Annotated in this window: 8 protein-coding genes; 5 read left to right on the top strand and 3 right to left on the bottom strand. The window is 68.6% G+C overall.

The window, feature by feature from the left end; translation table 11 throughout:
* Window positions 1–1,127 (top strand): efflux RND transporter periplasmic adaptor subunit (locus ACFDTC_RS05605; RefSeq protein ID WP_375257894.1); only part of this gene is annotated, 1,127 nt, incomplete at its 5' end.
* Entirely contained in the window at window positions 1,124–4,936 is a 3,813-nt protein-coding gene (locus ACFDTC_RS05600; RefSeq protein ID WP_375257893.1) for an efflux RND transporter permease subunit, read from the top strand. The genes ACFDTC_RS05605 and ACFDTC_RS05600, both read left to right, overlap by 4 nt.
* A gap of 22 nt (window positions 4,937–4,958) precedes the next feature.
* On the opposite strand, the gene ACFDTC_RS05595 is transcribed toward ACFDTC_RS05600, so the two are convergent.
* Both ACFDTC_RS05595 and ACFDTC_RS05590 read right to left on the bottom strand, forming a co-directional pair.
* The gene (locus ACFDTC_RS05595) at window positions 4,959–5,105 is read right to left on the bottom strand and encodes a DUF2256 domain-containing protein (RefSeq protein ID WP_375257892.1); all 147 of its coding nucleotides are present in this window, start codon (window positions 5,103–5,105) and stop codon (window positions 4,959–4,961) included.
* A 50-nt stretch (window positions 5,106–5,155) separates the two neighbouring features.
* Window positions 5,156–5,353: a hypothetical protein gene (locus ACFDTC_RS05590; RefSeq protein WP_375257891.1), complete on the bottom strand. Its 198-nt coding sequence runs from the start codon at window positions 5,351–5,353 to the stop codon at window positions 5,156–5,158.
* A gap of 102 nt (window positions 5,354–5,455) precedes the next feature.
* On the opposite strand from ACFDTC_RS05590, the gene pepN reads away from it, so the two are divergent.
* A complete protein-coding gene (pepN, locus tag ACFDTC_RS05585) occupies window positions 5,456–8,005 on the top strand; it encodes an aminopeptidase N (RefSeq protein WP_375257890.1) in 2,550 nt (849 codons plus the stop codon).
* Window positions 8,006–8,125: 120 nt separating this feature from the next.
* A complete protein-coding gene (locus ACFDTC_RS05580) occupies window positions 8,126–8,992 on the top strand; it encodes a lysophospholipid acyltransferase family protein (protein WP_375257889.1) in 867 nt (288 codons plus the stop codon).
* Window positions 8,993–9,039: 47 nt separating this feature from the next.
* On the opposite strand, the gene ACFDTC_RS05575 is transcribed toward ACFDTC_RS05580, so the two are convergent.
* A complete protein-coding gene (locus ACFDTC_RS05575; protein ID WP_375257888.1) occupies window positions 9,040–9,864 on the bottom strand; it encodes a transglycosylase SLT domain-containing protein in 825 nt (274 codons plus the stop codon).
* A 118-nt stretch (window positions 9,865–9,982) separates the two neighbouring features.
* Between ACFDTC_RS05575 and gatB the strand changes: the two genes are divergently transcribed.
* Window positions 9,983–11,497 carry an Asp-tRNA(Asn)/Glu-tRNA(Gln) amidotransferase subunit GatB gene (gene gatB, locus ACFDTC_RS05570; RefSeq protein WP_375257887.1) on the top strand — a complete coding sequence of 505 codons (1,515 nt, stop codon included), beginning with the start codon at window positions 9,983–9,985 and terminating at the stop codon, window positions 11,495–11,497.
* Window positions 11,498–11,824 lie beyond the last annotated feature (327 nt).

Genomic DNA, 11,824 nt, shown 5'->3' with positions numbered 1-11,824 from the left:
AAGCGCGCCGCCCCGAGGCCGAGGCGCGCGTGGCCGAGGCCGAGGCGCGCCTGCGCGAGGCCGAGATCAACTACAACGCCGCCCAGCGCCTGTCCGAGGACGGCTTTTCCTCGCAGGTGCGGGTCGCCGGTGCCGAGGCGGCACTGGAATCCGCCAAGGCGCAGGTGCAGACCGCCATGGCCGGCGTAAAGGGCGCCGAGGCCGCCGTCGAGGCGGCGCGCGGCCAGATCGAGGGCGCGCTTGCGGGCGTCGAATCGGCCAACAGCCAAGTCGAATCGGCGCTGGCCGGCGTGCAGGCCGCGCGCAGTCAGCTCGAGAACGCACGCGCCGGGATCGAGACCGCGACCAGCCAGATCGAAGGCTCCAAGGCCGCCGAGCAATCGGCGCTCAGCCGGATCGAGGGCGCGCGCGCCGCCGTCGAATCCGCTCGCGCGCAGCTTCAGGCCGCCGAGGCCGACATCGAATCCGCCCGCTCGGCCGAAGAAAACGCGCTGGCCGGAATCGAATCCGCCAAGGCCGAAGTCGCCTCGGCCGAGCGGCAGATCCAGCGGCTGTCCATCGTGGCGCCCTTCGCGGGCCTGCTGGAAAGCGACACCGCCGAGATGGGCGCGCTGCTGCAGCCGGGTGCGGCCTGCGCCACCGTGATCCAGCTGGACCCGATCAAGATCGTGGGCTTCGTGCCGGAACAGGACGTGGCGCGGCTGAAGCTCGGCGCGCCGGCCGGCGCCCGGCTGACCGGCGGCCAGACGGTGCAGGGCGACGTGACCTTCGTGTCGCGCAGCGCCGACCCGGTCACCCGCACCTTCCGGATCGAGCTGACCGTGGACAACGACGACCTCGCCATCCGCGACGGCCAGACCGCCGAGATCGCGATCGAGGCCGACGGCGCGAAGGCGCACCTGCTGCCGCAATCGGCGCTGACGCTCGACGACGACGGCACGCTGGGCGTGCGCACCGTGGCCGAGGACGAGACCGCGCGCTTCCGCGCCGTGACGCTGCTGCGCGACACGCAGACCGGCGTGCTGGTCGCGGGCCTGCCCGACAGCGTCGACGTGATCACGCTGGGCCAGGAATACGTCACCGACGGTGTGCCCGTCGCGCCCACCTTCGAGGAGGTCATCCAGTGACCGGAATCGTCGACTGGGCCGCGGCCCGGGCCCGGATGATCCTGGCCTTCATCGCGCTGTCGCTGATCGTCGGCGGGTATTCCTACGTCTCGCTGCCGAAAGAGGGCGAGCCCGACATCGAGATCCCGGCGCTGTTCGTGTCGGTGCCCTTCCCCGGCATCTCGGCCGCCGATGCCGAGACGCTGCTGATCAAGCCGATGGAGGCCGAGCTGTCCGACCTCGACGGCCTGGAGAGCATGAGCGCCACCGCCGCCGAGGGCTATGCGGGCCTGGCGCTGGAGTTCGAGTTCGGCTGGGACAAGACGCAGGTCATGGCCGAGGTCCGCCAGGGCATGAGCGACGCCGAGGCCAAGTTTCCCGAGGGCGCCGAAGATTACAGCATCGACGAGATCAACTTCTCGGAATTCCCGGTGGTGATCGTGAACCTGACCGGCCCGCTGCCCGAACGCACGCTGGCGCGGGTGGCCAAGGACCTGCAGGACCGCATCGAGGCGCTGGACGCGGTGCTCGAGGCCGGCATCGCCGGCAACCGCGACGAGATGCTCGAGGTGGTGATCGACCCTCTGAAGCTCGAATCCTACAACGTGACGGCGGGCGAGCTGATCAGCGTCGTGCAGAACAACAACCAACTGATCGCCGCCGGCGAGGTCGAGACGCGGCAGGGCACCTTCGCGGTCAAGATCCCCAGCAGCTTCGACGACGCGCGCGACGTCTACGACCTTCCGGTCAAGGTCAACGGCGACCGGGTGGTGACGCTGGGCGACCTCGCGACCATCAACCTGACCTTCGAGGACCGCACCGGCACCGCGCGCTTCAATGGCGAACGGACGGTCGCGCTGCAGGTGGTCAAGCGCAAGGGCTTCAACATCATCGACACGGTGGCGCAGGTGCGCGCCGTGGTCAATGCGGCCGAGGCCGACTTTCCCGAGGGCCTGCGCGCGGTGCTGGACGTCGGCACCTCGAACGACCAGAGCCGGCAGGTCGAGAGCATGGTCACCCAGCTCGAGGGCTCGGTGCTGACGGCCATCGCGCTGGTGATGATCGTCGTGCTGGCCGCACTCGGAACGCGGCCGGCGCTACTGGTGGGCTTCGCGATCCCGACCTCGTTCCTTCTGTGCTTCGCGCTGCTGGCGCTGATGGGCATCACGGTGTCGAACATCGTCATGTTCGGCCTGATCCTGGCGGTGGGCATGCTGGTCGACGGCGCCATCGTGGTGGTGGAATACGCCGACAAGCGGATCTCCGAGGGCGCGGGCCCGATGACCGCCTATGTCGAGGCCGCCAAGCGGATGTTCTGGCCGGTCGTGTCCTCGACCGCGACGACGCTCTGCGCCTTCCTGCCGATGCTGTTCTGGCCCGGCGTGCCGGGCGAGTTCATGGGCATGCTGCCGGTGACGCTGATCTTCGTGCTGTCGGCCTCGCTGGTGGTCGCGCTGGTCTACCTGCCGGTGATGGGCGGAGTGACCGGGCGCTTCTCGCGCATGATCGGGCGCGCCTCGACCGGACTGCGCGGCACCGCGCCGTGGTGGCTGCGCGCCGCACTGGTGCCGGCGGTGCTGCTGGGTCTTTATTTCGGCGCGATGATGGTGCTGAACCCGGCCTACCTGTTCCCGCCCCTGGGCGAGGGCTGGGTCGCTCGCCTGCCCGGCGTCGTCACGTTCATGACCTTCGCGGTGCTGGCCTCGATCGTGTTCGACGCGGCGGCGATCCGTCGCGCGCCCCGCCGCATCGAAAGCCGGCGCGGCCGCACGCCCTTCGGCTGGGTGATCAAGCTGATCGCCGGCAACCCGATCATGCCGCTGGTGACCATCGCCGCGGTGATCGGCTTCGTGGTCGTGACCTTCGGCTACTTCGCGCAGAACAACAACGGCGTGGAATTCTTCGTCGACAGCGAGCCCGAGCAGGCGATCGTCTACGTGCGCGCGCGCGGCAACCTCAGTTTGACCGAGAAGGACGCGCTGGTGCGCCGGGCCGAGGCGATCGTGCTGGCGCATCCCGGCGTGCAGTCTGCCTTCTCGTTCGCTGGCGAAGGCGGGCTCGACGCCAATACCGGCGGCGCGCAGGCGCCCAAGGACACGATCGGTCAGATCCAGATGGAGATGATCCCGTGGGAGGACCGCGCCGCCTATGCCGCCACCCACGACGTGATGCTGGCCCGGCTGGACGGCGATGTGGTGATCGACGACCTGACCACCCGTCTGTCGCGCCTGCCCGGGCTCGAGATCGAGATTCTGGCGCAGACGCAGGGCCCCGCCAGCGGCAAGCCGCTTCACCTGCGGCTGAAGGGCGACGACCGCGACGCGCTGCTTGGCGCCGTTGCGCAGGTGCGCGAGCGCTTCCATGCGACGCCGGGCCTGACCCTGGTCGAGGACACGCGCCCCCTGCCCGGCATCGACTGGCAGATCGACGTGGACGTCGAGAAGGCCGGCCGCTTCGGCGCCGACGTGGCAACCGTGGGCGCGATGGTGCAGCTGGTCACGCGGGGCGTGCTGCTGGACAGCTACACGCCGTCCAATTCCGACGAAGAGATCGAGATCCGCGTGCGCCTGCCGGAACAGGACCGCTTGCTGTCGACGCTCGACACGCTGCGGGTGCGCACCGAGGACGGGCTGGTGCCGCTGGCGAACTTCATCACCCGCACCCCGGTCCCGAAGCTCGACGAGATCACCCGCATCGACCAGAAGCGTTACTTCGACGTGAAGGCAGACGTGGTCGACGGAATCGAGATCCTCCAGATGGTGCCGCTCGACGAGGATGGCGACCCGGTCGATGGCGGCGCGGTCGATGTCGGTTTCGGCTATGCCGTCAGCGAAGCCGAATTCGAGGCGGGCGATCCGGTGAACGTCACGCTGACCGAGAACATCGGCTGGTTCAGGGCGTTGTTCCGCGACGCGCGAGTCTTCCGGTACAACGTGCCGCAGGTCGCGCAATCCATCGATCTGGACGTCGTGCAGGCCGAGCTGGACCGCGGCAACGCGGTCGTGAAACTGGTTCCCATGACCGCGAATGAACGGATTGGCCAGCTGACCGAATGGCTGGAGACCTCGCCGCTGCCCGCCGGCGTCGACTGGGAATGGACCGGCGACCAGGAGGAACAGGCCGAAAGCCAGGCCTTCCTGCAATCGGCCTTCGGCGCCGCGCTGGGGCTGATGTTCATCATCCTGCTGGCGCAATTCAACAGCATCTACAACGCGGTGCTGGTGCTGCTGGCGGTGGTGCTGTCCACGGCCGGCGTGCTGATCGGGATGCTGGTGATGGACCAGTATTTCAGCATCATCATGACCGGCACGGGCATCGTCGCACTGGCCGGGATCGTCGTGAACAACAACATCGTGCTCATCGACACCTACCAGGATTACGCCCGCTACATGCCCCGGATCGAGGCGATCATCCGCACGGCCGAGGATCGCATACGCCCGGTGCTGCTGACCACGATAACGACCATGGCGGGCCTCGCGCCCATGATGTTCGGGCTCAGCCTCGACTTCTTCGCCGGCGGCTACTCGATCGACAGCCCGACCGCGCTGTGGTGGAAGAACCTCGCGACGGCGGTGGTCTTCGGCCTGGGCGTGGCGACGGTGCTGACGCTGGTCTTCACGCCGTCGATGCTGGCGCTGCGGGTCTGGTTCTGGACCTACGTGCTGGCCTTCGCGCGGCTGCTGGCGCGGCTGTCGCTGGGCCGGTCGTCGCGGATGGCGCGTGACTGGGCGCTCGAGCGCGAGGCGCGCCGCATCCAATCGGCCGAGATCGTCTGGACGGAGGATGACGCCGCCCCCGACGTCAGGGCACCGCTGCGCGCGGCGGAGTGACGCGGGGCGGGCGGCCGTCCGATCAGCCCACCCGCGCCTTCCGGCAGCGGTCCGAACAATAGCGGACGTCGTCCCAGGCCTTCGCCCACTTGCGGCGCCACGTGAAATGCCGCCCGCAGGCGGCGCAGATCTTGCTTGGCAGGTCGGCCTTCCGGCGCATCTTGGGCATCGTGTTCGTCCTTCAGGCCGGCCGCGCGCAACGCGGCCGGCCGGGTCTGGTCAGTCCGGGACGACCTCGGTATCGACGCCCGGCTGGATCTGCGTGTCCGCGCCTTCGGGGTCTTCGCCCTGTGCGATCTCGTAGATGATGTAGCCGACGAACAGCAATGCGACAAAGCCAAGGCCCAGCCACATCCCGCCCAACGCGGGCTTGTGTTGCTTCGCCTGCTTCTTGGTGTTGGTATCGGGAGGGGACATGAATGCTCCTGTGGTTCCGGCGGCCGCCCATTGCGACCGCCTTGTTGTCGGAATAACAGTCTAGGACGACGACCCGTTCCATCAAACGCCCCGGGGGACCCCATGAAGGACGCCGCGCCGCAGACCGTTTATCTTCGTGATTACAAACCCTTCGGCTGGCGGATCGAGGATGTGTCGCTGGCCTTCAAACTTGCGCCCGAGGCGACCCGCGTGACCTCGCGCATCCGCTTCGCGCCCAACCCGGACGCCCCGGCGCAGGACTTCTTCCTGCACGGCGAGGATGTTACCCTGCTGCGCGCCAGCATCGACGGCGCCGAGGTCACGCCCGAGATTACGCCGCAGGGCCTGCGCTGCGCCGTCCCCGCCGGCGCGTTCACCTGGGAGGCCGAGGTCGAGATCGCGCCGGCGTCGAACACCGCGCTGGAAGGTCTCTACATGTCCGGCGGCATGTACTGCACGCAGTGCGAGGCCGAGGGCTTTCGCAAGATCACCTACTATCCCGACCGGCCCGACGTGATGGCGACCTTCACCGTGCGGATCGAAAGCGACATGCCGGTGCTGCTGTCGAACGGCAACCCGGCCGGGTCCGGCGACGGCTGGGCCGAATGGCACGACCCGTGGCCGAAGCCGGCTTACCTGTTCGCGCTGGTGGCGGGCGACCTGCGCAACCACCCGGACCGCTTCACCACCCGGTCGGGCCGCGACGTCGAACTCAACATCTGGGTCCGTCCCGGCGACGAGGGCAAATGCGCCTGGGGCATGGAGGCGCTCAAGAAATCCATGACCTGGGACGAGGACGTCTATGGCCGGGAATACGACCTCGACTTGTTCAACATCGTCGCGGTGGACGATTTCAACATGGGCGCAATGGAAAACAAGGGGCTGAACATCTTCAATTCCGCCGCTGTTCTTGCGTCACCGGAGACCGCGACGGACGCGAATTTCGAGCGGATCGAGTCGATCATCGCGCACGAGTACTTCCACAACTGGACCGGCAACCGGATCACCTGCCGCGACTGGTTCCAGCTGTGTCTGAAGGAAGGCCTGACCGTCTTCCGCGACCAACAGTTCACCTCCGACCTGCGCAGCGCGGCGGTGAAGCGGATCGAGGACGTGGCGCAGCTGCGCGCGCGCCAGTTCCCCGAGGACCAGGGCCCGCTGTCGCACCCCGTGCGGCCGGAAAGCTTCCAGGAGATCAACAACTTCTACACCGCCACGGTCTACGAGAAGGGCGCCGAGGTGATCGGCATGCTCAAGCGGCTCGTGGGCGACGAGGCCTACGCCAAGGCGCTCGACCTCTACTTCGACCGGCATGACGGCGACGCGGCGACGATCGAGGACTGGCTGCAGGTCTTCGAGGACGCCACCGGCCGCGACCTGTCGCAGTTCAAGCGCTGGTACAGCCAGGCCGGCACGCCCCGCCTGTCGGTCGACGAGGATTGGCAGGACGGCACCTACACGCTGACCTTCACGCAGGTGACAAAGCCCACGCCGGGGCAGCCCGACAAGGCCCCGCAGGTCATCCCGATCGCCGTGGGCCTGCTGTCGCCGAACGGCGACGAAGTGGTCCCGACGCGTATACTCGAGATGACCGAGGGGCGGCAGAGCTTCACCTTCGAGGGGCTTTCGGCCCGCCCCGTCCCGTCGATCCTGCGCGGTTTCTCGGCGCCGGTGGTGCTGGACCGCGAGGTGCCGGCCGAGGAACGCGCCTTCCTGCTCGCGCACGACACCGACCCGTTCAACCGCTGGGAGTCGTCGCGCAGCCTGGCGCGCGAGGCGCTGCTGGCGATGATCCGCGACGGCGCCGCGCCGGACATGGCTTGGATCGACGCGCTGGGGCGTGTGCTGCGGGACGACACGCTCGATCCCGCTTTCCGCGCGCTGATGCTGGGGCTACCGTCGCAATCCGAACTGGCGCAGGTGCTGCACGAAAAGGGCGCGACGCCCGACCCGGATGTGATCTACGTCGCGACCGAGGCGATGGCCGACGCCCTGGCGCAGCGGTTCGAGCCGATGCTCGACGCCCTCGCCGCTCAGGCGCGGGTCGACGCGCCCTACGCGCCGGATGCCGAGCAATCCGGCAGGCGCGCGCTCGGCGGCGCGGTGCTGGCACTGCGCTCGCGGCTGGATGGCGGCGCGGCGGCGAAGGCGCAGTTCGAGGCGGCCGACAACATGACGCTGCACCTGACGGCGCTGACCTGCCTGATCCGCGCGGGCGCCGCCGACCTCGCGCTGGGTGTCTTCCACGACCAGTGGCAGGACGACCGGCTAGTCATGGACAAGTGGTTCGGCCTTCAGGTCGCCGCCGCGGGCCCGGCCGAGGCCGCCGACGTGGCCGAACGGCTCACCCGACACCCCGCCTTCGACTGGAAGAACCCCAACCGCTTCCGCGCGGTGCTGGGGGCGCTCGCGATGAACCACGCCGGGTTCCACCGCAAGGACGGCGCGGGCTACCGTCTGCTGGCCGACTGGCTGATCAAGCTCGACCCGCTCAACCCGCAGACCACGGCGCGGATGTGCAGCGCGTTCCAGACCTGGCGGCGTTACGATTCCGACCGCCAGGCGCTGATGAAGGCCGAACTCGAACGCATCGCCGCCCGCGACGGTCTGTCGCGCGACACCGCCGAGATGATCGGCCGGATCCTGTCATGAGCGGTCAATCACCGGTTGCAGCGCTCGCGACGCGCCGCGCTGGACCCGGGGCGCCAGCGTGTTAGATAGGGAACCGGAACCGTCACGGACGCGTTACCAGTTGATGTTCAAGGTGAGCGCATGAAAGACCGCATCGACCCGCTGATCGAAGAGCGCGCGCCCTGGCTGTTCTCGAACAGGGCCGGCGTCGGCGCCGCGCGGTCGATCCTCAACCGGATGCTGGGCTACGAGAAGACGCTGGCCATCGGCCGGGCGGTCAGCGACATGCCGGCGCCCGACATCATGCGCACCATGGGCGAGCTTCTGGCCCGCGACGTAGAGATCACCGGCCTGCGCCACCTACCCAGGAGGGGGGCCGCGCTGGTCGTCGCGAACCATCCCAGCGGCATCGCCGACGGCATCATCCTGCACCACCTCCTGCGCGAGGTGCGGCCCGATGCGTATTACTTCGCGAACCATGACATCCTGCGCGTGCTGCCGCAGATGGAGACGATGATCGCCCCGGTCGAATGGCGCCCGGAAAAGCGCACGCATGCCAAGACGCGCGAGACGATGGCCTATACCCGGCGCGCTGTCGAGGAAGGCCGCCTGGGCGTGATCTTCCCCTCGGGGCGGCTGGCCAAGCGCGAGGGGCTGAGCCTGCACGAACGGCCCTGGATGCCGTCGGCCGCGATGATCGCGCGCAAGTTCGACCTGCCGGTGATCCCGATCCACATCCGGGCGCGCAACTCGATCCTGTTCTACCTGTTCGACCTGATCCACCCGACGCTGCGCGACATCACGCTGTTCCACGAGACGCTGAACAAGGCGCGCCAGCCCTATCGCGTCACGGTGGGCGAGCCGATCTCGCCCTCGGCCCTGCCCGCGCGCTCCGAGGACGGGATCGAGATCCTGCGCCGGGCGACGCTGGCGCTGGGGGGCGACAAGGCGCCGGCGGTCTCGCTGGTGGACGCGACGCGCAAGCCGAGCTGGCTCAAGGCGTACTGACGCGCGTCGCCCGATCCTGAATTTTCCGCCAAGTCGCGGCCCGCTGCTTACGGCTGTGCGGACACCGGCGTTTCGGCGTCCCCGTCCGCGAACACCGGCGTTTCGGCTTCCACCTCATCCATGGCCTCAAGCGTCGGCCCCTGCTGCTCGAAAGGGCGCAGTTTCGGGCGCAGCGACCGCGCGAGCCCCCGGCAATACGGCTGCCGGCGCACCCAGTCGCGCATGTCCGCGCGCTTGCTCGACGAATGGAACGGCCCCCAATCGGCCGCGACGCCGCGCATGCCCTCGCTGACCACGCCGTCGCGCGGCACCGTGCGCGCCATGATGCGCAGGGCGCAGGACAAGTTGCGCCCGGGATCCTTCAGCGCCTCGCCGCTTTGAGCCTGACAATCGTAGAGCCGCGCCGTCGGCGGGTAGATCTGCACCAGCCCGTACCACTGCCCGCCGCCGCCCACGGCGTTCGGGCGATGCGTGCTTTCGTGCCAGGCCAGCGACGAGATCAGCCCGACCCAGAACGCCTCGCGCCCGGCGAGATCTGCGCCGCGGTAGCCCGGGCACCAGGCATTGATGTCGGCGGGCACCATGGCCGGTAGCGCGCGGGCATGGCCGCGCAGGCCCTGGAGCACGGCCATGGTCCAGCTGCGCGGCGCGCCCGTTTCGTCCCAGCGCGCAGGCGGAATCACGAAGGGCCGCGGCACCGGGCGCGGCGATTGCGCCACCGCCGCTTCCGAGGTGGTCACGCCGCCCTCGGCGGGCTCGGTGGCCGGAAGGGCGGTCTGCGCGGCGGGCGGCACCGTCTGCGCCGGCGCCACGCCGCCGAACAGGCACAGCGACAGCACGAGCGGCAGGGATCTGATCGGACGCGGCATCATGGCGGCACAGCCTCGCCCGAAACCAGGGCCGGCGCAAGCCGCCAGAGCCGCGCGGCCACTTGCCCGGCCTGCGCCGCTGGCCTAGAACCCCCGCAAACGACCGCCCGAGGAGCGCGCCATGCTGGACCTGACCTACGAGACGCCCAAGCCCAAGGTGATCGCCGGGGCCAAGCACGACTGGGAACTGGTGATCGGGATGGAGGTCCACGCCCAGGTCGCGAGCAAGGCCAAGCTGTTCTCGGGCGCTTCGACGCAGTTCGGGGCCGAGCCGAATTCCAACGTGTCCTTCGTCGATTCCGCGATGCCCGGCATGCTGCCCGTCATCAACGAGTTCTGCATCGAACAGGCCGTGCGCACGGGTCTGGGCCTCAAGGCGCAGATCAACCTGGTGAGCGCCTTCGACCGGAAGAACTATTTCTACCCCGACCTGCCGCAGGGCTACCAGATTTCGCAGCTCTACCACCCGCTGGTGGGCGAGGGCGAGATCCTGGTGGACATGGAGCCGGGCATCGCGCGGCTGGTGCGGATCGAGCGCATCCACGTCGAGCAGGACGCCGGCAAGTCGATCCACGACATGGACCCGGCGATGAGCTTCGTCGACCTCAACCGCACGGGCGTCGCGCTGATGGAGATCGTCAGTCGGCCTGACATTCGCGGGCCGGAAGAGGCCGCCGCCTACGTCACCAAGCTGCGCCAGATCCTGCGCTATCTCGGGACCTGCGACGGCAACATGCAGAACGGCAACCTGCGCGCGGACGTGAACGTTTCGGTTTGCCGACCGGGCCAGTACGAGAAGTACCAGGAGACGCAGGATTTCGCCCACCTCGGCACGCGCTGCGAGATCAAGAACATGAACTCGATGCGGTTCATCCAGCAGGCGATCGACTACGAGGCGCGGCGCCAGATCGGCATCCTGGAAGCGGGCGGCGAGATCGTGCAGGAAACTCGCCTCTACGATCCCGACAAGGGCGAGACGCGGTCCATGCGGTCGAAGGAAGAGGCGCATGACTACCGCTACTTCCCCGACCCTGACCTGCTGCCTTTGGAGATCGAGCAGGCCTGGGTCGACGACATCAAGGCCACCCTGCCCGAGCTGCCGGACGAGAAGAAGGCGCGCTTCGTCACCGAATTCGGCCTGTCGGAATACGACGCCAACGTGCTGACCGCCGACGTGGGCAACGCCGCGTGGTTCGAGCGCGCGGTGGCCGAGGGCGGCGACGGCAAGCTGGTGGCGAACTGGGTCATCAACGAGCTCTTCGGCCGCCTGAACAAGGACGACCGCGGGATCGAGGACAGCCCCGTCAGCCCCGCGCAGCTGGGCGCCATCGTGCGGCTGATCAAGTCCGACGCGATTTCGGGCAAGATCGCCAAGGACCTGTTCGAGATCGTCTACACCGAGGGCGGCGATCCCGAGCAGATCGTCGAGGATCGGGGGATGAAGCAGGTCACCGACACCGGCGCGATCGAGGCCGCGGTGGACGAGATCATCGCCGCCAACCCCGCCCAGGTCGAGAAGGCGCAGGCGAACCCCAAGCTCGCGGGCTGGTTCGTGGGCCAGGTGATGAAGGCGACGGGCGGCAAGGCCAACCCCAAGGCGGTGAACGAGATCGTGACGGCCAAGCTGGGCCTGTAAGGGGTGTCCCACGATGGGACAGGCCGGCGGCCACGGAATATCAATGGGTTACAGAGACGGATTTACCATTCGTTCATGAACGGCACCGGCGGGGCGGCCGGATCTCGATATGTCCGCCCCCCCGGCTCGCGGTCCGGATGCCCAAAAAGTCGCCACGTCCTGCGCCCGCGAACGGCCCCGAAAGCCGCCGCATGACCCGACCCGAGGGAGCCCGCCCATGACCCGCCTGCGCGACGACATCGTGGTGCACAACGAGCGGGTGAAGCTTTTCTCGGGGTTTCTCAACGCGATCGGGCTGGGGCTGATCGGCTTCGCGGTGCTTCGGCC

The organism is Citreimonas sp., from assembly GCF_042096055.1.
Lineage (GTDB): Bacteria > Pseudomonadota > Alphaproteobacteria > Rhodobacterales > Rhodobacteraceae > Citreimonas.
This window is presented reverse-complemented; position numbering and strand designations above follow the sequence as displayed.